We start from the raw sequence: 19147 nt of genomic DNA, 5'->3' as shown, positions 1-19147 counted from the left end.
TAGCTTCGTAGTTGCAAACAAATACTACGAAATAATTCGTACAACCACCCAATTTTAATTTAATACCTTGTTAGACAAGGTATTAAATTTTATCTTCCAGAATTAAAAAACGAACGAGCGACGCGGGGTTCCACTATTCGGCAACGCCTGTTGCGGAGCGCCGCTTGGCCAACGTCACGCGGGCGCGGTGGCAAATCCCCCCCAACGGCGGGTTAAACTTGCTCACGCTCACCTTCACTTTGCGCACGTGCGGCAGCTCGGCCATGATGCGGTCGAGCACGCGGTGGGCCACGTGTTCCAGCAGCCGGGCCGGGGCCCGCATTTCTTCGGCCACTAAGCGGTAGAGCACTTCGTAGTTCACGGTTTGCTGCAGCTTGTCGGAGGCGCCCGCCGCCAGCAGGTCGGTGCTGATGTAGAGGTCGACGCCGTACTTATTGCCGATTTTCTGCTCCTCGTCGTAGTAGCCGTGAAAGGCAAAAAACTCCATGCCTTCGAGTGCAATCTGGCCCATGCGGTGAGTGGTGAAATGGTGAATTGTGAGTTGGCGGGGTAGTGGCTTGCGGAATAGCGCACCATTCTTCGTCCCTGCCGGCAAAGGTCAGCCACAAAAAAAGAAAGCCCGTCCGCAGACAGGCTTTCTTCAGAAAATGACGGCGACAGAATCAGTCGAACCCGAAAAATTCGTGGTCTAGATTTCGTCGAAGAAAGACTTCTCGACCTCAGCCACGGCCGGTTCGGGTGCGACGGCAGCCATGCCGGGCTGGCCGGGGTGCGTCACGGGCGACGGCTGGTTAATTTCCGGGCGGTCGGGGCCAATGGGTTGAATGTCGGGCGCCATAGGGTCCACACGCGGGGCACCGGGCTGAGGCACCTGCGAAGGCGCCGGCTGCTCGATGTTGGGCGCAGGCGAAATGCCGGGGTTTTCGGCGGGCGCGGCGGGGCGCTCAATGTCGGGGGTTGGGGCCGTGTTGGGGTCGGGCTGCTGGCCGGGCTTGGGGTTGTAGCCGGTGGGCTGGGCGGCCTTTTCCAGCTGCTCCTGGGAGCGGCTGCGGGCGTCGGGCGCAAAGGCAGCGGGCGTGGCCGCAGCTACGGCAGCAGCGGGCGAAACGGACGAAGCAGAAGTGACTTGCATGGCGGGCGTGGGCTCGGGGTTGGTGTCGGCGGCCGGTTCTTTGGGCCGCTCCACGTGTACGCGCGCGGCGCGGGAAAGGATGGCCGCCGTGCCGCCCTTGGGCCGGTTGCGGGCCTTCTCCACCTTGTCGAGAGCGTCGGAAGCCAGGTGGTGCAGGTCGCGCACCAAGGTGTCGAGTTGCTGCTCTAGGCGCTGGCACTCCTGGCCCAGGCCCGACACTTCGCGCTGCATGTCGGCGATGGTTTTTTCGGCCTGCTGGTAGGCGCCGTCCACCACTTCGCGGGCCCGCTGGCGAGCGTCGCTGATGATGCTTTCGGCTTGGAACTGGGCCTCGCGGATGCGCAGGTCGGCATCGCGCTGGGCCTGCTCGGTGATGTTGTTGCTGGTGTCTTCGGCCGTTTTTAGGGTGCGGTAGAGGCTGCTTTCCACCTCGCGCATCTTCTGCACGTCCTGCTGGGCGTGCTCCAGCTTGAGGCGCAGCTCGCGGTTTTCGTCGCCCATGCGCTCCCACTGCTGCGAGATGGTATTCAGAAAGGCTTGCACCTCGTCCTTATCAACCCCGCGAAATGATTTTTCAAACGTTTTCTGGCGGATATCGAGGGCGGTGATTTTCATTTTTCAGTTAACAGTTATCAGTGAGCAGTTAACAATTCAGAAGAATAAAGTGAATGCGAAGCAGGTTTTCTGCTAACTGTTCACTGATAACTGCCAACTGTCAATTGCCAAACCGCTAGGCTGCGGTCGTCGCTACACGAAACTAGCCGGTTTTCGGTGCCCGGCCAAACCAGCCGGTTCACCGAGGTGCCGTGTCCGGCCGACCTGACCCGGTCGAGCACGCGCAGCAGCGTCAGCGTGGCCGCGTCCCAGAGCTTGATGCTCTTGTCGAGGCTGCACGAGGCCGCGTAACGGCCGTCCGGGCTAAAGGCCAGGTGGTTGATGGTATACATGTGGGCGGGCACGGTGCCGGCCAGCGCGTAGCCAGCGGCCACGTCCCAGGTCCGAATCTGGGCATCGCGCCCGGCCGTGAGTAGCCGCGCGCCATCGGGCGAGTACGCCACCGAAAACACCGAATTGGTGCTTTCGCCCAAGGTAAATTTGGTTTCCAGCGAGTCCAAGTCGAGAATTCGGGTCAGCGTGTCGGAGCTGCCCACGGCCAGCTCGCCGCGGCCTTCGTGCACGGCCAGGCAGCGGAGGCTCTTGTAGGCGAGGCGCAGGAGCTTTTCGAGGCGGAAATCGGGCAGGGCCAGCACGGCCAGCGTGCCGTCGCCCATGGCCACGTACAGGCGCTGCCGGCTTTCCGACGCCACTATTTCGAAAATGGCCACCGGCGGCAGGGGCGCGGCGTAGGCCAGCTTACGCCCGGCCAAATCGATGGCCTGAATGCCCTGAAAGTTGTGTCCCAGCACCAGCATGTTGAAGCTGGGCAGGTGGCGCAGCGCGTATACCGAGTTTTCGACCCGGGCCAGCAGCTCGCCGTCGCGGGTAGGCTCGGCGGCGTCCCAGGCCACCACCATGCCGTCGGCACTGCCCGAGTAGATGGTGCTGCCCGCGCCCAGGGTCAGGGCGTACACCGCGTCGCGGTGGCCGGCGAGGGTAGCAATTTTGGCAACGGGGGGACGGAAAATCTCAGACATAAGGACACCGCAAAGGTAGCTTTGCCGGAGGGCGTTTGTCGTCCCACCGCTTGCTTATGCCCCTGCATTCTCTCCAGCACCTCTCCCCTACCGCCGTGCTGGGCCTTTGGCGCCTCACCGAAACGCCGGCCGAACTCTGGCTGCTGCTGCCCCAGGCCGCGGCCTACCAGCGGCTGCTGCCCGCTACTGCCGACGCCAGGCGCCAGGCGCAGTGGCTCGGCGGCCGCGTGCTGCTGCATCGGCTGCTGGCCGAAGCCCGCGGGAGTGCCTCAGAAGGCACCCAGGTGCACAACGACCCCACCGGCCGCCCCTACCTGCACGGCACCGCTGCCGACCTGACGGTTTCGCTCTCCCATTCGGGCACCTGGGTGGCCGCCATTGTGGCCCAGGGCGGCCGGGCGGGCGTCGACGTGGAAGAAATTCGCGACAAAGCCCAGCGGCTGGCCAGCAAATTTCTAGCCCCCAACGAGTGGGCCGCAGCCCAAGCCGCCAGCCAGGCCACTGCCGATGCCAGCGCCCACTACACCCTGCTGTGGAGCGCCAAAGAGACGCTCTACAAGCTGGCCGCGCAGCGGGGCATCATTTTCAAGACGCAGCTTTTGCTCGGTGAATTTGAGCCGCAGAAAGCCGGCGAAATTCCCGCCACGCTGGTATTGAGCGGATTGGAGACGCGGCACTGCATTTGCTATTCACAGCCGTCGCCGGGCTACGTACTCACGTATTGCCACGAACCGCTGGCGTAACTGCCGGCGCTTACATTTGATTTAGCTAACCCGATTGCCATGTCCTTCCGCCGAATTTCTATACTCGCCGCCGTGGCCCTGCTGGCCGTGACGCTGGCCGTGGGCGTGGCCCGTGCCCAAACCGGCCCCACCGTGGCCGACTTCACCCTCAAAACCGCCGCCAACGCCGACGTATCCCTTAAAAGCTACGCCGGCGACAAGGCCGTGGTGGTGGTATTTCTGAACCCCGCCTGCGCCTTTTCGCGCCTCTACCAAGAGCGGCTGGCTTCGCTCAGCAGCAGCTACCGCGGCCGCGGTGTGCAGTTTCTGTTCATCAACGTGCCCATCAACCTCGATGCGCCCGGCACCGCCGCCCCCGGCGAAGTGGAACTGCCCACCCTCACCGACGCCAGCCAGCAAGTGGCCGGCCTGCTCGGCGTGAGCAAAACCGCCGAAGCCGTGGTGCTGCAGCCGGTTGCCGGCGGCTTTGCCATCCGCTACCGCGGCGCCATCGATGACAACCCCCAGGTGGCGGGCAGCGTGCAGCAATACTACCTCAAGCAGGTGCTCGACAACGTGCTGGCCGGCCGCCCCGCCGGCGTGGAAGACAAGCGCGCCGCCGGCTGCTTGATAAAGCGGTAGAGAGGGTCTCCGCGCCGCCTGTCAAAACCCAACACGTCTTATTACCAGAAAGCCCCGGCACTGCAATGGTGCCGGGGCTTTTCACATTAGAAAGCTGGTCGCTGAGAACAGGACGGATTGCCGCGCTTCACTGTGTTTCGCTCGCAATGACATAAGAGGCACTGCCGCTTGCTACTCCAGGATACTGAGCAGCACGGCCACCTCGGCGGCTTTCATGGGTTCCTGCAGCTTCTCGAAGCTCATTTGCAGGTTGCGCAGAGCGCGGCGCACGATGTCGATGTTAGAGCAGGGCTCGTAGAACATCGGGTTGGAGGAGATGTTGAGCTGGCTGACGTAATGCTCGATGTCGGTACGCGAGAGCACCAGGCCGCGGTTGTAGCAGTTGATGTAGAAGGGCTCGGCGCCCTTGAGCTCGGGGCGGAAGGTGAGCACGAACAGGTTGGGCAGGTTCACGCCAAACACCGGCAGGTTGAGCCGCTGGGCCACCAGCAGGTAAATCACGCACAGCGTAAGCGGGTTGCCGCGCTTGGTTTCAATCACGCGCTGCAGCATGGAATTGGCCGGCGAGTGAAAATGCTGGGTGTTGGCCGCGAATTTGTGCACCCGGAACATGATGTAGTTCAGGGTCTGCACCTGGTCGGCGGGGTGCATTTCGGGGCGCAGGGCCGTCCAGGCCTCGAAGCGAAGCTGCTCGATGGCGCGGTTCAGGGCCTGCAGGTCGGCATCGGGATATTGATACGTGTTGAGCAGCCACATGCCCTCCAGCAGGTCGGCGGCGCCGGCTTCGCGCCACACTTTCAGGCGCTGCTGCAGGCCCTCAAATTGCAGGTGGTGAATCAAATCCTCCAGGCGCTGCTGCTGCTGGCCGTCGAGGGTTTCCTCCCACGACTCCTCCAGAAACGGAATGATGCTCTCACCGAGGTTCTGGATTTTGTCCTGAATCTGGGGCGCGATTTCCGGGTCGTCGAGCAGCGAAATGAGGGCTTTAATTTCTTTGTTGGTCATGGATGCGAAACGGCCGCCGCTAGGGTTGCGGGGCCGAATTTAACACAGAAAGCGCCGCGCCGGTTCGTTGCAACGTACCGCCAAGTGCGCCTGGCCACGAGTTAGCCCTATGCCTGGCCAAGCGCAGCTTGGCGGTACAGCCTACCGGAACAGGTTCGTTTTGGCCAGCTCCAGCAGCTCGCTGCCGCGGCCGTTCATCAGGGCCTTCACGGCATAGAGGCCGAAGCCCTGCGCCTGCTTGCGGTCGATGCTGGGCGGCATGCTCAACTCCTGGCGCTTCACCACGGCGTCGACCAGCGCCGGGCCGTCGTGGGCCAGGGCCTCGCGCAGCACGCTTTCCAGCTGGCCGGGGTCTTGCACGCGGTAGCCTTTCAGGCCGGCGGCTTCTGCCACGGCGCCAAAATTGGGATTGTCGAGCGCCGTGCCGTAATCGAGCAGGCCGGCAGCTTTCATTTCGAGCTCCACGAAGCTGAGGGCCGAGTTATTAAACACAATGATTTTAACCGGAATCTTGTGCTGGCGAATGGTCAGCAGCTCGCTCAGCAGCATGGCCAGGCCGCCGTCGCCGCACATGGCAATGACCTGCCGGCCGGGCTCCACCAACGCCGCGCCGTAGGCCTGCGACACCGCATTGGCCATGCTGCCGTGCACGAAGGAGCCAATGAGCCGGCGCTGGCCGTTCATGCTCAGGTAGCGGGCCGCCCAGATAGTAGGCGTACCCACGTCGCAGGTGAAAATAGCGTTTTCGGCGGCTAGCTCATCCAGCAAGCGGGCCACGTGCTGCGGGTGCAGGCTAGTGTCGCCGGCCTCGCCGGTGGCCAGCTCGGCAAGGTGGGCGCGGTCGTCGCGGTGGCGCTGCTGAGCTTCTTCCAAGTGGGTTGAGTCTTCGCGGGGCGTGAGATGCGGCAACAGGGAGCGAAGCGTTTCAGTCACGTCGCCCACCAGGCCAATCTCAACTCGGGTGCGGCGGCCAATGTGCTCGGGGCGCGTGTCGACCTGCACCACTCGGGCATCTTCGGGGAAGAACTGGCGGTAGGGAAAGTCGGTGCCCAGCATCAGGATGGTGTCGGCGTCCATCAGGGCGTGGTAGCCGGCGGGCATGCCCAACAGGCCCGTCAGGCCCACGGCGTAGGGATTGTTGGGCTCCACGAACTCCTTGCCGCGCAACGATTGCACTACCGGCGCCTTCAGCGCCTCGGCGGCCAGCAGCAGCTCGGCGTGGGCCCCGGCGCAGCCAATGCCGGCCAGAATGGCCACTTTATCGCCGGCATTCAGCAGCGCAGCCGCCTGCCGGATGTCGGCCTCGGCGGGACTGGCCGTGCTGCGGCGGCCCAAGGTAGGCAGGCGCACGTCGGGCGCGTCGGTTTCGAGGTAGGCCACGTCGCCGGGCAGCACCACCACGGCCACGCCGCGCTGGCCCAGGGCGGCGGCCACGGCACTTTCGATGGTGCGCACGGCCTGCTCCGGGGTCGAAATCAGCTCACAGAAATGGCTGCATTCCCGGAAAATGCGCTCGGGATGCGTTTCCTGGAAATATCCGGTACCGATTTCCACGCTCGGAATCTGGGCGGCGAGGGCCAGCACGGGCACGCGGCTGCGGTGGCAGTCGAAGAGGCCGTTGATGAGATGGGTATTGCCCGGCCCGCAGGAACCGGCGCACACGGCCAGGTCGCCGGTGAGGTGGGCCTCGGCGCCGGCCGCGAAGGCGCCGCCTTCCTCGTGGCGCACGGCAATAAATTCCATGCCCTCGCGGGTGCGGATGGTGTCGGTGATGCCATTCAGCGAGTCGCCCACCACGCCAAACACGCGCTTGACGCCGGCGGCCTGCAGGGTATCGACAATGATTTCGGCTACGGATTTCTTCGGCATAGATTTCGGCGTTGGGACAAGGGCTGTACGCAAAAACAAAAGGCCCGGCGAGAGTGGCCGGGCCTTTTGTTCAGTAAATCATGGGCAATTAGCTGCTTACCTCCGTGGTAGCCACTTTGGGCTGCCGCCCCGTTGCTTCACACGTTGCCACACGGGCTACCGGGCGCCATTTGCGCCCAGCGACTGGGCGGCCTCGCCCTCAAATTGCGCGATTGCCGTGGCGGCAAACCGGTAGCGCGGACGCTCGATGCCGCACTCCTGCGTGAGCGAGCACCGGTCGCCCACGGCCACCTCCGCAGACCGGATGCGGTTGCTTTTTTCGAGGCTGAGCTGCGTGCCGCCGGCCGCGCTCACCCGCAAATGCGCCAGCGCACTGCCCACCAGGTGCACCGTCATGCCCGACGTGGCATTCACCGCCAGGCTGTCCTGCAGCAGGTTTTCCAGCACCGCGTAGCCGCCGTTGGGGTGGCGCCGGCCGGCTACGGTGGCCGGGGCATCGGTGGTGAAGCGCCGAAGCTGCGGGCAGGAAATGACGACGGTTTCGCGGTTGCCTAGGTTTTCTTCTTTGTCGGGATAAGCCAGGGCCACCGTCAGGCGCGCGCCCTGCTGGCTGATGCGCACGTACTTGGCGGCGTCTTCGTTGAGGTGTACGGCGAACGGGCCGCGCACCACCTTAATGCTGAAGCGGGTGGCCGTGGGCACGGCCACTTCGCTGAAGTTGGCGAGGGGCAGCGCCGTGTAGCCGTAGAAGGGCTGCTTGTAGTGGCCGGTGCGGTATTCGGCGCTCAGGGCCAGGTTGTAGGTCAGGAGCGAGCCGAGCAGCAGCGCCACGCCCGCCACAAAGAGCTTGTTACTGGTTTTCATGGGAAATGGGGTGTAAATGCGCTTGTTTAAACTCTTCGTAGCGGCGCTGCACTTCGGGCAGCTCAATGCCCAGCAGCAGCATGGTGCCGAACACCTCCGGCAGCTCCTGGGTCAGAAACCGCTCGCGGCGGGCGGCCTGCACCTGCTGCACGGCCGCGGGCGCCACAAAAAACCCGATGCCGCGCTTGTTATACAGCACCTCCTGGCCCTGCAGCAGCTCGTAGGTGCGCATCACCGTGTTGGGGTTCACCTGCAGGTCGCCGGCCAGCTCCCGCACCGAGGGAATCTTGCTGTCGGGCGGCCACTTGCCCCGCAGTATCAGCTCGCTCACGTACCCGGCTATCTGCAGGTAAATGGCTTCGTTTTCTTTAAAATCCATGATGATTCGTCGCGGTTAGACCTCTTTTTCCTTCAGGCGGGCGTAGGCACCCGCCCAGCACAGCAGCATCAGGGCCAGAAACAGCCACGGCACCCAGCCGTTGTAGTGCGCCGGCAGCGTGACGTGGTACCATTCCCCGCCCTCCTGAAAATTGACACCCGAGAACGGCATCACCATGTTGAGCCCGGGCGCAACCAGCGCTTTCGCCAGCAGCGAGTTGGCCAGCGCCAGTGCCACGCCGCCCAGCAGCCCGGCAAAAGCCGTGCGAATGAACTGCTGCTTCTGGAAGTAAATGCTGCCCCACAAAAACCCCGAGCTCAGCACGGCATAGCCAATCAGGAGGTAATACAGCTTGTCTTTCTGCGAGAACAGGGGCATGAGCCTGGTCACCTTGCCCGGCCCGGCGGCAACATGCAGCACCGTGGCATCCACCAGGTAAAAACCGGCCACGTACACCGCCAGAAACACCGGCAGCGCGTAGCACCAGCCCACCAAGTATTTTTCCCAGGTAGAGGCGGGCAGCATCAGCGCCGCCGTGGCCTGGCGCTTGTCGCCATACGCCCCAAACACGGTGCTCGTGAACAACAGCCCCGCCATGCCCAGCCCCGCCACAAAGGCCCCAATCTGGTTGCCCACGGGCAGCGGCTCGTCGGCGCTGCCGTTCACGTTGCTGCCCAGCCACAGGGCCACCAGGCCCAGCACCACGCCGGTGCCCAGCAGGTAGCCGCGCCCGTGCTCGGCGGTGTGCTTGCCGAACAAGCGCCCAAAACGCGAAAAACTAAAGAACTGGCTCATGACGGGGTTGGGATTGGGTGAGATACTGGGTGAGCGCGGGCGTTTCGCTCACCAGGGCGTTGAAGAGTAGTTCTAGGTCGACGCGGCTCGGCACGCCGCTGCGGTTGGGCCGGATAACCTGCGCGCCCCGCACCGACGCCTCGGCGTAGAGGTCCGCAGCATCGGCCTCCGGTACCGTGGCAAACGCCAGTTGCTCGGCCAGCTCGCCCAGGTCGGCGTTGAGCACGATGCGCCGGCCGTGCAGCACCAGCACGGTGTCAATCAGGCTTTCCAAATCGCGCACCTGGTGGGTGGAAATGATGAGGCAGCGCTCCTCGGCGAAGGCCGATGCCACGATTTTGCGGAACTGCGCCTTGCTCGGAATGTCGAGGCCGTTGGTGGGCTCGTCCAGCACCAGCAGGCGGGTGTTGGCGGCCAGCGCGAAGGCAATCATGAATTTCTTCTGCTGCCCAAACGAGAGCGACGGCAACACGGCATCGGCCGGCACCTCAAACTCGGCCAGGTAGCGGGCCAGCGCCTCGTGGTCGAACGCGGGGTAGAACCCCGCCGTGTGCGCCACAAATTTTGCCGCTGTCACGGCCGGCACGTACACTTCTTCGGGCAGAAAAAACAGGTTGGCCAGCACGGCCGGCAGGCGCTTGGCGGCCGGCTGCCCCAGCACCTCGCACGTGCCGGCCTGCGGAAACGCCAGCCCTACCAGGTTCTTGAGCAGGGTAGACTTGCCCGCCCCGTTCTTGCCCAGCAGGCCGTAAATGTGGCCTTGCTCCAACGTCAGGCTGAGGTCTTGGAAAAGCGGGTGCTTGCGGGAGTACCCGAAATGGAGGTTGCGGATGCGTACCATGAGGCTGTTACTCTAGTGTATTATTGTTCTAGTACACTGCAAACGTATAGCACCCATGTATTCCACGCAAGCTTTATTTTTATTTACCCACAAAAAAGCCCCTTCCTGTTTAGGAAAGGGCTTTTATAAAATCAGGTTTTGCGCTAAAAGCTGGCCAGAATGTAGTTGCGCCGCTCATCATACTCCGCTTCGGTGATATGCGCCTGCTCCAGCATGCTTTTCAAGGTGCGCAACTCCGTGAGGGTGGCATTGGGCCCGCGGCCCAGGTGCGGGGTGTTTTTTCCGCCCATCAAGGTTATCTGCACGCGGCGGGCGCAGTGGCTACAGGCATCGCCCAGCACTTGGTGGCCGTGTTTGCAATACTTGCTCAACATAAAAAGGGCTTGTGAAATAGGATTTCAAATATCCGGAAGCGCCACAAGGCAGCGCAAAGGTCAAAAAAATCTTTTTCTTTGCATAAACCATCCATCTACCGTGCCGCGCCTCTCCCCTCCCCTGCAAGCTGCGCTCCGCGAGGCCGTGGCGGCCCGCTTTGGCCAGCCCCTGCGCTACCCCAGCCACTGCGATGCCCTGGAGCTGGAGCTGCAGCAAAACGCTGCCACCGCCGGGCGGCGCCTCAGCCCCAGCACCTTGCGGCGATTCTTTGGCTTGGTTGAGAAAGACGGCGGCTACCACCTGCACACCCTCGATACACTGGCCCGCTACGCCGGCCACGCCGATTTTGCGGCCTTTGGGCAATCGGTTTCGGGCCGGGCCCTGCAGCCACCCACCGCCCTCCGCCCGGCCACTACCGACATTCCCGAGCTACTGGCCATGGAGCAGCTGGCCTACCCGAGCGCCTGCTGCTGGGGTACTTTCTGGGCCGCATCACGCGGCCGTCGGCGCCCGGCGGCGCGGCGGCACCCCTGGCCCTGCAGCTGGCCACCCATCCGGCGGGCCAGGAGTTCTACGTGGAGTCATTCGTGGACTTGGCCCACCTTACCGGCGCGTTCGGGGAGGTATTGGCCGTGTACCTGCAACACAAGCACACGCCCGAGGCGCAGTTGTTTGGGCACGCGGCCCTGTTTCTGGCCGAGTTTCTGGCCCAGGACGAGCCGGCCTGGCGCCGCCGCCTGGCGGTGGTGCGTGCCCTGCCAGTCCCGCCCGAAGTGCACGCCTTCCCCCGCGGCCGCCGGGCCTTTGCCGAAATCGTGACGGCCTGGCACGACGCGCCCGACGGCGTGGTGCCGGCTTCGCTGCTGGCCCAGGTGCGGCAGGAAGCCCGTGATGTGCCGCATACAGTGGTGCCCCAGGGGCCACTACCGGCGTTCTACAACTTGTTTCCGGCCGGCTACCACTTTTTTGTGGCCGAGGCCCTGTTTCTTACCAGCCAGTTTTCGGCGCTGCTCGACTGGCTCACGTTCACCAACCAGCAATTCCCCGAGCTGGCCTGGCTCGAAACCAATGTGTTTGACCAACTGCTGCGCGCCTTCCGGGCCGTGGCCGAATTGCGCACCGGGCTCATCAGCGCCCGCGCCCCGCACCTGCACTCCCTTTTCAACCTGGAAACCAACAGTTGGCTGCTCGACTATTTCCAGGTGCATATCTGGCTGGTGGAGTTGCACTTCGCCGCCGGCACCGACGCGGCCGAAGAAACCCGGCTGCGCAGCCACATCCGGGAATTTGCGGCGCAGTACCGCATGCCGTTTTTTGAGCGCGTGGCAGCGGGGATTGGGGCCGCCTAAGAAATGGTGTGGTAAGAAGTGGTGTTGTCCGCGCCGTTGCAGCCGGGCAGGAGGTATAGGGAATTCACGTTATGCGCTTACCGCGGGTCATTGTAAGGACGTCTTCAATCAATTGAGGATTAAGGATGCCATATGTGGATTGCAATTCTTCGCCACAGTTTTTACAGGTTCCTTTTACAATGACGCCATGACTATTTAAGCTCAAATAATAGTCACCTACAACCAAAACCGCGTCTATACCATCGCAAGAGCCGCAATAGCAGCTGTTGATTTCACTGCCAATAGCAATAGCAGCCCAGCTTTCCAATGTCAGATAAGCAGCTTCTGCTGCGGTGATTTCAACTCGGCCTTGTTCTTCTGATGCCATAAGTGTCCTCAAAAGTCAGTAGCAACTGAAAGACGTCTTCCAAAATATCACACCTGAATAACCCCCACATTATACGCCTTCTCAATCGGCGCATGATTGGCTGCCGCGATGCCTTCGGAAATCACCTTCCGGGTTTCCAGCGGGTCAATCACCGCATCGACCCAAAGGCGGGCCGCGGCGTAGTAGGGCGAGAGTTGTTCCTCGTAGCGGGCCTTGATGCGGTCGAGCAACTCCTTTTCGGCTTCGGGGGTGATGACTTCGCCCTTGGCTTTGAGCGAGGCCACCTGGATTTGCAGCAGGGTGTTGGCGGCTGCCGCGCCGCTCATGACGGCCAGTTGGGCGGTGGGCCAGGCCACGATGAGGCGCGGGTCGTAGGCCTTGCCGCACATGGCGTAGTTGCCGGCGCCGTAGCTGTTGCCCACGATGACCGTGAACTTGGGCACCACCGAGTTGCTCATGGCGTTCACCATCTTGGCGCCGTCCTTGATGATGCCGCCCTGCTCGCTCTGGCTACCCACCATGAAGCCTGACACGTCGTGCAGAAACACCAGCGGAATGCGCTTCTGGTTACAGTTCATGATGAAGCGCGCCGCCTTGTCGGCCGAGTCGGAGTAGATGACGCCGCCCATCTGCATGCCGGTTTTCTTGCTCTTCACAATCTTGCGCTGGTTGGCCACGATGCCCACGGCCCAGCCGTCGATGCGCGCCAGCCCGCAGATGAGCGTCTGGCCGTAGAGGTCCTTGTAGGGCTCAAACTCGGATTTGTCGACCAGGCGGTTGATAATGTCCATCATGTCGTAGGGCTTCACCCGGTCCGACGGCAGGAGGCCGTAGATTTCCTGCTCGTCCTGCGCCGGCTTGGCCGGGGCCACGCGGCTGAAACCCGCCGACGCCTGCCCACCCATCTTGTCGAAGATGTTGCGGATGTGCTCCAGGCACTCCTCGTCGGTGTCGAACTTGTAGTCCGTCACGCCCGAGATTTCGGAATGCATGCTGGCGCCGCCCAGCGCCTCGTTGTCGATGCTCTCGCCAATGGCCGACTTCACTAGGTACGAGCCGGCCAGAAACACCGAGCCCGTGCCGTTCACAATCATGGCCTCGTCGGACATGATGGGCAAATAAGCGCCCCCCGCCACGCAGGGACCCATAATGGCCGAAATTTGTACGATGCCCATGCTGCTCATCACCGCGTTGTTGCGGAAGATGCGGCCGAAATGCTCCTTATCGGGGAAAATTTCGTCCTGCATGGGCAGGTACACGCCGGCCGAATCGACGAGGTAGATGATGGGCAGCTTGTTCTCGATGCTGATTTCCTGAGCCCGCAAGTTCTTCTTGGCCGTGATGGGGAACCAGGCGCCGGCCTTCACGGTGGCGTCGTTGGCCACCACCACGCACTGTCGCCCGGCTACGTAGCCGATGACGACGACCACGCCGCCGCCGGGGCAGCCGCCCTCTTCTTTGTACATGCCTTCGCCCGCGAAAGCACCAATTTCCACCTGCGCCGCGCCTTTATCCAGCAGGTATTCAATCCGCTCGCGGGCGGTGAGCTTGCCCTTGGCCTTGTGGGCCTCGATGCGCTTCGGGCCGCCGCCGAGGGCCACTTTCTGAAGCTTTTGGGTAAGGTTGAAGCTGAGCTGCTTGAGTTGGTCTTCGTTGCGGTTGAACTCGACGTTCATAAAAAGAGCGGTGGGATTTTTGGTGGGATAGGGCGCAAAAAAATCCGCCCGGGGGCGGATTTCAAAGGTACGGCGCGTTTGAACGACGTCCCGGCTCTATCTGTCATCCTGAGCGCAGCGAAGGACCTTGTCACGCTTGAGCAATTACGTGATAAGGTCCTTCGCTGCGCTCAGGATGACAGGTATGCTTACTGCTTTACCTTTTTGTCGGTTTCCACCACCGTGCCGTTGGGCTTGGTCGTCGTGGTTTCCACTTTGCTCTTATCCTTGCCCCCGCCGAACACCGAGAAGTGCACGTAGCGCTTGGGGTTGGCCTTGAGGTCGGTGAGCAGTTCGTTGGAGCTGGCCGTGGTGGCAGCCAGGTTGTTGTAGAGCGTGGAGTCGTGCAGGAGCTTGCCCATGGAGCCGCTCTGGTCGTTCAGGGCCGTGTTGAGGCTTTGCACGGTGGTTTGGGCGTCGGCCAGCGTGGCGTTGAGGCGGCGCAGGGCCGGGCCCACGGGGGCCGTTTTGAGCGAGTCGGACAGTTGCGAGAAGTTCACGGCAATCTTGTCGAGCTTGCCGGTGGTCTTGTTCAGGGCGGTGCTCATCTGGGCCAGGTTGCGGGTGATGAGGTTGATGTTGGCCTGGTTGGCCACGATGAGCGCCTGCAGGGCCTCGGTGCTGGCGCGGGCGCCGCGCAACGTGCTCTGGATGTTGGTTTGGGCGTCTTTGTTGAGGAAGCCGTTGATGTGCGAGAGCGTGGCACCCACGGTGTCGAGCACGGGCAGGGCCTTGGCCTGGAAAGCGTCGATGCTGCTCACGGCCGACTTGGTGCGCAGCTCTTCGCCGCCGTTGAATTCTTTGCTGTTTTTGCCCAGGAAGAGGGTGATGGACTTCGAGCCCAGCAGCGAGCCGCTCAGGCCCGCCGTGGTGGAGTCGCCCACGGTCACGCCCTTCACTAGTTCCAGGGTGGCGCGCACAATGTTGCCGCGCTCGGGCATGAGCTCCAGGTTTTTCACCTGGCCCACTTTGATGCCGTTGAGCAGCACCACGGCGCCCACGTTGAGGCCTTCGGCGTTGGGGTAGGAGGCATAATAGGTGCGGTCGTTCGACAGCAGGTTGCTGCCCCGCAGGAAATTATAGCCGAACACCAGAGCGACGACAGCGACGATGGTGAGCAGCGCCACTTTGATTTCTTTAGACACGTGTAGAGGTATTGAGTGATGAATTGAGGAACAGGACTATACTTTGGTCACGTACGAGAACCGGATGCTCCAGGGACGGACGGGCGGGCAAAAACCAACCTCAACCGTAGCCTGGGCGCTATCCGCCTTCCAGCTCGCGCTTGTATTCGCGGAACGCGCGGTAGATGCCCGCGGCCATATACGACTGATTGGCTTTGTCGTTGAGGTACCGCTCCTCGGCGGGGTTGGTCAGGAAGCCCGACTCGATGAGCACCGAGGGCATGGTCGACTTCCACAGCACCAGAAAACCGGCCTGCTTCACGCCGCGGCTGGGGCGACTGACGGTGGTGCGCAGCTGCCGGTCCACGCGCTGGGCAAAGCGCAGGCTGTTGGTAATGTAGGCCGACTGAAACAGCGAAAACATGATGTGCGACTGCGGCGAGCTAGGGTCGAAGCCGTTGTAGCGCGTCTGGTAGTTCTTTTCCTGCAGAATAACCGAGTTTTCGCGCTGGGCCACGCCCAGGTTGGCGGTGGTTTTGTGCAGGCCCATGGTCCACACCTCGGTGCCGTGGCTTTGGCTGGGCCCGGCGTTGCAGTGAATGGAAATAAACAGGTCGGCGTGGTTGCGGTTGGCAATGGCGGCCCGCTCGTCGAGTTCAATGAAGACGTTGGTTTTGCGGGTGTAAATCACCTTCACCTCGGGCATGTTCTGCTCTATCTGCTTGCCCAGGGCCAGGATGAGGCCCAAGGCCACGTCGGCCTCGCGGGCGCTGGCGCCGGCGCAGCCCCGGTCTTTGCCGCCGTGGCCGGCGTCGAGCACCACGGTGCGCAGGCGGTAGCGGTAGGGGGCGTTGGCGTCGGGCAGCGCCGCCGAGTCGGGCGCCACGCGGGTGGAGTCGGCCGTGGTCTGGGCCTCTGCTTTCCACTCCCCACTTGCGGCGCCCAGCAGCAAGAGGGCGGCACTGGCCAGGATGACAATAATCCGCACGTCGTTCGTTGAAGGGGCGGTAGCGACCTGCTACCTTTGTAGAAGCCCCAAAAGTAAACGAATTAACCGCTACTATACTTTGCCTTCCTGGTTTGGCCTCCCTGCCGCCGCCTATTTTCGGGCACAGCCGTCCCTTTTTCAAGGTGCACGGGTGCGCCTTTTTTGGTTTCGGGCCCTGCTGGCGGTGCTGGTGTTTGGTGCAGTTGAGCCAGCCCACAGCCAAACCGTGACGCCGGCCGCACCTAAGACACAAACGCCCCGCAAGGCCAAGATTCAAGCTCGCAAAGACCGGCGCAAGGCCATCCTGGCCACGCCGGCTACCCCCGACCGCCCCCCGTGGTGCCGGCCCGGCCCATTCCGAAGGCCAAGCCCGGCCAGCGGCCCGGCAGCGCCCCCACCCCACCGGTGCGCAACATTTCGCCCGACCCGCGCGACCCCGTGGGCCCGCCCCACCCGGCGCCGTCAACGCCGGCCAGTCGCGCATTCCCGGGGCCTCGCACAAGCCCGTGCCCGACACGCTGGCGCCCGGCGGCACCACCCGCCGCCCCGGCCTCACCCCTACCGATACCACCGGCCTGGTGAACGGGGTGAGCCGCTCCGGCGACTCTTTGCAACTGGCGGCCAAGCGCAAGGGCCAAATTGAAACCACCATCAACTACAAGGCCCAAGACTCCATTCAGTTCGACGTGACCAAGAAGGTGGCGCGGCTCTACGACAACGCCAGCGTGGTGTATGGCAAAACCGACCTCAAGGCGGCCCTCATCACGGTGAATTACGGCAACAACACCATGCAGGCCGAAGGCAAGCAGGACACGGTGAAGAACAAGCTGGTGGGCCGGCCGCTGCTCACCGACAACGGCCAGAAGTACGAGGCCCGCAGCATTGCCTACAACTTCAAAAGCCGCAAGGCCAAGGTGACCGAAGCCGTGACCACGCAGGGCGAAGGCTACGTGGGCGCCCAGGTCATCAAGCGCCTGCCCAACGGCGACATCAACGGCCTGATGGGGCGCTACACCACCTGCAACCTGGAGCACCCGCACTTCTACATTCAGGCCAAGAAAATGAAGGTGATTCCGGGCGACAAGGTGGTGACCGGCCCATTCAACCTGGTGATTGGCGACGTGCCCACGCCGCTGGGCTTTTTGTTCGGCTTCTTTCCCACGCCCAACAAGAGCCGCGGCTCGGGCGTGCTCATTCCCACCTTTGGGCAGGCGGCCGACCGCGGCTACTACCTCACCAACGGGGGCTACTACTTCGCCCCGAATGACTACATCGGGGTGCGCCTCACGGGCGACGTGTACGCCGGCAATGCCCAAACCTTCGGCGGTTGGGGCGCCACCGCCGACGTGACGTACCTGAAGCGCTACACGTACCAGGGCAACTTCAACTTCCGCTTCACCACCCGCCCCACGGCCCAGATACTGGACCCGGGCTCTCTCAGCACCGGCCCCGAGTACATCAAGCCGCCGTCCGAAAACTCCTTCTGGATTACCTGGAACCACACGCCGGTGCCCAAGCCCGGCGGCGGGCGCTTCTCGGCCAGCGTGAACGCGGGCACCAGCAGCTACAACCGCATCAACAGCCTCGACGTGCGGCGCAACGTGTCGACGCAGTTCAGCTCCACCATCAGCTACTCGAAGCAGATTCGGAACTCGCCTATCAACTACGACGTGCGCCTGAGCCAGAGCCAGGGCACCGACGGCACCATGACCTTCACGCTGCCCGACATCAGCGTGGGCGTGGCCCGGCAATACCCTTATCAGTGGTTCGGCATCAAGCCCGGCGCGGGCGGCAAGTTCGGCGCCAGCTCCTACGAGCAGTTCACGCTGAGCTACAACCTCATTGCCCGCAACGAGCTGAGCAACCAAGTGAGCGCCCGCTCGCTGAGCAACGGCCTGCCCCTGCTGGGCGGCACCACCGACGTCAGCCGCATTCCGTTTAGCTTCAGCAACGTGGGCAAGCTGCTGCGCAACTCCCGCAACGGCGTGCAGCACCAGTTCGGCATCGGGCTGGGCTCCTACAACCTGGGGCCGTACTTCAAGCTGAGCCCCACCGTGAACTACGGCGAGGTGTGGTACGCCCAGAGCCTGCGCTACCGCTACAGCCCCGTGGCCCAGGCCGTGCGCATCGACACGGTATACGGCTTCAACCGCGTGAGCACCTACTCGGGCGGGGCCAGCCTCAACACCACGTTCTACGGCACCATTGTGCGCAAAGGCACCCACAAGATTCAGGCCCTGCGCCACAAGGTGACGCCCAGCCTTACCTACACCTACGCCCCGGCGCTGGGGCGCGACAAGAATTTTCCGCAGGGCGTGCCGGTGTACCTGCAGGGGCAGGACGTCCTCACCGGCTTCGTGGACCAGTTTGGCCGCGTGGTGACGGACCCGCGGGCGCTCAACGCTTACACCTTCAATTCCTACGACAACTTCCTGTTTGGGGCGCCCACCAGCAACCGCCAAAGCCTGCTGTCGTTTCAGCTGCAGAACGCGGTAGAGCTTAAAATCCGGGATGAAAACGACACCACCGGCCTCAACCCCTTCCGCAAGGTCAGCCTCATCGAAGGGCTCGATTTGAATCTCAGCTACAACTTCGCGGCCGACACCCAGCGCCTGTCCAAGCTGGGCGTGAGCTTCCGCACCCAGCTGGCCAAAAAGCTCGCCTTCAACAGCAGCTTCGTCTTCGACCCCTACCAGCGCACCGCCTCGGGCCGCACCATCAACAAGTACCTCTTCGAGGCCAACCCGCGCCGGCTGCTGCGCCTGGAGTCGGCCGTTTTTTCCACCAACTACGCCTTCAACCCGGCTTCGGGCAAGAAGAAAAGCGCCGTGCCGCGGGCCGTGGCGCCGTCCAACACGCCTTCGCTGGGCACGGTGGGCCCGCCCAACTACTACGCCGACTACGTCGATTTCGACATTCCGTGGGAGCTCAATATGAGCTACAACGCCGGCTACACCACGGCCTTCACCCCGCTCACGCAGGAATACATCCGGGCCAACGGCCGGCCACCCATTTTGGCCGTCAACACCATTCGGGCCGATGGCTCGGTGAAGCTCACCGAAAACCTGCGCCTCACCACCAGCTTCGGCTACGACTTCACCAGCCAGGCCGTCACGTTCCCCACCGTGAGTTTCTTCCGGGATTTGCACTGCTGGCAGATAAACGGCACCTGGATTCCGTTTGGGCAATACAAAGGCTACAATTTCACCATTGCGGCCAAGAGCAGTTTATTGCAGGATTTAAAGATTAATCGCAACCGCACGGTGCAGTTCCAATAGGCCCGTTTTCGTTCGGATAGGGATTGCCGCTGTTTGCGGGGCCCGGGCTGGGATTGAACGTTATTGGC

Annotated in this window: 19 protein-coding genes; 4 read left to right on the top strand and 15 right to left on the bottom strand. The window is 62.9% G+C overall.

The annotated features are described in order from the left end of the window. Nucleotides 1-133 precede the first annotated feature (133 nt). From folB to MUN81_RS06560, 3 genes are all read right to left on the bottom strand, one after another. Nucleotides 134-511 carry a dihydroneopterin aldolase gene (gene folB / locus MUN81_RS06570; RefSeq protein ID WP_245116117.1) on the bottom strand — a complete coding sequence of 126 codons (378 nt, stop codon included), beginning with the start codon at nucleotides 509-511 and terminating at the stop codon, nucleotides 134-136. Between the two features lie 177 nt (nucleotides 512-688). Next, on the bottom strand, nucleotides 689-1747 hold the full coding sequence (locus MUN81_RS06565) for a DivIVA domain-containing protein (RefSeq protein ID WP_245116115.1): 1059 nt from the start codon (nucleotides 1745-1747) through the stop codon (nucleotides 689-691). Between the two features lie 80 nt (nucleotides 1748-1827). After that, nucleotides 1828-2766 (bottom strand): WD40 repeat domain-containing protein, encoded by a 939-nt coding sequence (locus tag MUN81_RS06560; RefSeq protein ID WP_245116113.1) that lies wholly within the window; start codon nucleotides 2764-2766, stop codon nucleotides 1828-1830. Nucleotides 2767-2822: 56 nt separating this feature from the next. On the opposite strand from MUN81_RS06560, the gene MUN81_RS06555 reads away from it, so the two are divergent. Continuing rightward, entirely contained in the window at nucleotides 2823-3509 is a 687-nt protein-coding gene (locus MUN81_RS06555; protein ID WP_245116111.1) for a 4'-phosphopantetheinyl transferase superfamily protein, read from the top strand. 39 nt (nucleotides 3510-3548) lie between these two features. Beyond that, nucleotides 3549-4130, top strand: a complete 582-nt coding sequence (locus MUN81_RS06550; RefSeq protein ID WP_245116109.1) for a redoxin domain-containing protein — start codon at nucleotides 3549-3551, stop codon at nucleotides 4128-4130. A 171-nt stretch (nucleotides 4131-4301) separates the two neighbouring features. On the opposite strand, the gene MUN81_RS06545 is transcribed toward MUN81_RS06550, so the two are convergent. From MUN81_RS06545 to MUN81_RS06510, 8 genes are all read right to left on the bottom strand, one after another. Further along, complete coding sequence (locus MUN81_RS06545) at nucleotides 4302-5135, bottom strand: transglutaminase-like domain-containing protein (protein ID WP_245116107.1); 834 nt, start codon at nucleotides 5133-5135, stop codon at nucleotides 4302-4304. Nucleotides 5136-5276: 141 nt separating this feature from the next. Beyond that, the gene (poxB, locus tag MUN81_RS06540) at nucleotides 5277-7004 is read right to left on the bottom strand and encodes a ubiquinone-dependent pyruvate dehydrogenase (RefSeq protein WP_245116105.1); all 1728 of its coding nucleotides are present in this window, start codon (nucleotides 7002-7004) and stop codon (nucleotides 5277-5279) included. A 156-nt stretch (nucleotides 7005-7160) separates the two neighbouring features. Continuing rightward, a complete protein-coding gene (locus MUN81_RS06535) occupies nucleotides 7161-7868 on the bottom strand; it encodes a hypothetical protein (RefSeq protein WP_245116103.1) in 708 nt (235 codons plus the stop codon). Then, nucleotides 7855-8247: a GntR family transcriptional regulator gene (locus tag MUN81_RS06530; RefSeq protein ID WP_245116101.1), complete on the bottom strand. Its 393-nt coding sequence runs from the start codon at nucleotides 8245-8247 to the stop codon at nucleotides 7855-7857. Before MUN81_RS06530 ends, MUN81_RS06535 begins: the two co-directional genes overlap by 14 nt. Before the next feature lie 15 nt (nucleotides 8248-8262). After that, nucleotides 8263-9042, bottom strand: a complete 780-nt coding sequence (locus MUN81_RS06525; protein ID WP_245116099.1) for a hypothetical protein — start codon at nucleotides 9040-9042, stop codon at nucleotides 8263-8265. Beyond that, nucleotides 9026-9883, bottom strand: coding sequence for an ABC transporter ATP-binding protein (locus tag MUN81_RS06520; RefSeq protein ID WP_245116097.1), 858 nt, complete (start codon nucleotides 9881-9883; stop codon nucleotides 9026-9028). Before MUN81_RS06520 ends, MUN81_RS06525 begins: the two co-directional genes overlap by 17 nt. A 143-nt stretch (nucleotides 9884-10026) precedes the next feature. Beyond that, on the bottom strand, nucleotides 10027-10188 hold the full coding sequence (locus MUN81_RS06515; RefSeq protein ID WP_245116095.1) for a hypothetical protein: 162 nt from the start codon (nucleotides 10186-10188) through the stop codon (nucleotides 10027-10029). A gap of 16 nt (nucleotides 10189-10204) precedes the next feature. After that, the gene (locus tag MUN81_RS06510) at nucleotides 10205-10621 is read right to left on the bottom strand and encodes a hypothetical protein (protein WP_245116093.1); all 417 of its coding nucleotides are present in this window, start codon (nucleotides 10619-10621) and stop codon (nucleotides 10205-10207) included. A 230-nt stretch (nucleotides 10622-10851) separates the two neighbouring features. Between MUN81_RS06510 and MUN81_RS06505 the strand changes: the two genes are divergently transcribed. After that, nucleotides 10852-11607: a hypothetical protein gene (locus MUN81_RS06505; protein ID WP_245116091.1), complete on the top strand. Its 756-nt coding sequence runs from the start codon at nucleotides 10852-10854 to the stop codon at nucleotides 11605-11607. Between the two features lie 64 nt (nucleotides 11608-11671). Here the strand turns inward: MUN81_RS06505 and MUN81_RS06500 are convergent, their stop codons facing one another. The 4 genes from MUN81_RS06500 to MUN81_RS06485 form a co-directional block, all read right to left on the bottom strand. Further along, a complete protein-coding gene (locus MUN81_RS06500) occupies nucleotides 11672-11974 on the bottom strand; it encodes a hypothetical protein (RefSeq protein ID WP_245116089.1) in 303 nt (100 codons plus the stop codon). A 47-nt stretch (nucleotides 11975-12021) separates the two neighbouring features. Continuing rightward, entirely contained in the window at nucleotides 12022-13650 is a 1629-nt protein-coding gene (locus MUN81_RS06495; RefSeq protein WP_245116087.1) for an acyl-CoA carboxylase subunit beta, read from the bottom strand. 188 nt (nucleotides 13651-13838) lie between these two features. Then, on the bottom strand, nucleotides 13839-14834 hold the full coding sequence (locus MUN81_RS06490) for an MlaD family protein (RefSeq protein ID WP_245116085.1): 996 nt from the start codon (nucleotides 14832-14834) through the stop codon (nucleotides 13839-13841). A gap of 118 nt (nucleotides 14835-14952) precedes the next feature. After that, entirely contained in the window at nucleotides 14953-15699 is a 747-nt protein-coding gene (locus tag MUN81_RS06485; protein ID WP_245117367.1) for an N-acetylmuramoyl-L-alanine amidase, read from the bottom strand. Nucleotides 15700-16307: 608 nt separating this feature from the next. Between MUN81_RS06485 and MUN81_RS06480 the strand changes: the two genes are divergently transcribed. Then, on the top strand, nucleotides 16308-19079 hold the full coding sequence (locus MUN81_RS06480; RefSeq protein ID WP_245116083.1) for a putative LPS assembly protein LptD: 2772 nt from the start codon (nucleotides 16308-16310) through the stop codon (nucleotides 19077-19079). The last annotated feature ends 68 nt before the right edge of the window (nucleotides 19080-19147 follow it).

Source organism: Hymenobacter sp. 5317J-9, from assembly GCF_022921075.1.
Taxonomy (GTDB): domain Bacteria; phylum Bacteroidota; class Bacteroidia; order Cytophagales; family Hymenobacteraceae; genus Hymenobacter.
The sequence above is the reverse complement of the archived record's forward strand: the minus strand, read 5'-3'. Positions and strand labels throughout refer to the sequence as shown.

Excerpts from the sequence above, each read along its gene's own strand:
- MUN81_RS06550 (WP_245116109.1), top strand. The coding sequence starts at position 3,549 with ATGTCCTTCCGCCGAATTTCTATACTCGCCGCCGTGGCCCTGCTGGCC.
- folB (WP_245116117.1), bottom strand. The coding sequence starts at position 511 with ATGGGCCAGATTGCACTCGAAGGCATGGAGTTTTTTGCCTTTCACGGC.
- MUN81_RS06555 (WP_245116111.1), top strand. The coding sequence starts at position 2,823 with ATGCCCCTGCATTCTCTCCAGCACCTCTCCCCTACCGCCGTGCTGGGC.
- poxB (WP_245116105.1), bottom strand. The coding sequence starts at position 7,004 with ATGCCGAAGAAATCCGTAGCCGAAATCATTGTCGATACCCTGCAGGCC.
- MUN81_RS06560 (WP_245116113.1), bottom strand. The coding sequence starts at position 2,766 with ATGTCTGAGATTTTCCGTCCCCCCGTTGCCAAAATTGCTACCCTCGCC.
- MUN81_RS06565 (WP_245116115.1), bottom strand. The coding sequence starts at position 1,747 with ATGAAAATCACCGCCCTCGATATCCGCCAGAAAACGTTTGAAAAATCA.
- MUN81_RS06535 (WP_245116103.1), bottom strand. The coding sequence starts at position 7,868 with ATGAAAACCAGTAACAAGCTCTTTGTGGCGGGCGTGGCGCTGCTGCTC.
- MUN81_RS06545 (WP_245116107.1), bottom strand. The coding sequence starts at position 5,135 with ATGACCAACAAAGAAATTAAAGCCCTCATTTCGCTGCTCGACGACCCG.
- MUN81_RS06525 (WP_245116099.1), bottom strand. The coding sequence starts at position 9,042 with ATGAGCCAGTTCTTTAGTTTTTCGCGTTTTGGGCGCTTGTTCGGCAAG.
- MUN81_RS06495 (WP_245116087.1), bottom strand. The coding sequence starts at position 13,650 with ATGAACGTCGAGTTCAACCGCAACGAAGACCAACTCAAGCAGCTCAGC.
- MUN81_RS06520 (WP_245116097.1), bottom strand. The coding sequence starts at position 9,883 with ATGGTACGCATCCGCAACCTCCATTTCGGGTACTCCCGCAAGCACCCG.
- MUN81_RS06530 (WP_245116101.1), bottom strand. The coding sequence starts at position 8,247 with ATGGATTTTAAAGAAAACGAAGCCATTTACCTGCAGATAGCCGGGTAC.
- MUN81_RS06500 (WP_245116089.1), bottom strand. The coding sequence starts at position 11,974 with ATGGCATCAGAAGAACAAGGCCGAGTTGAAATCACCGCAGCAGAAGCT.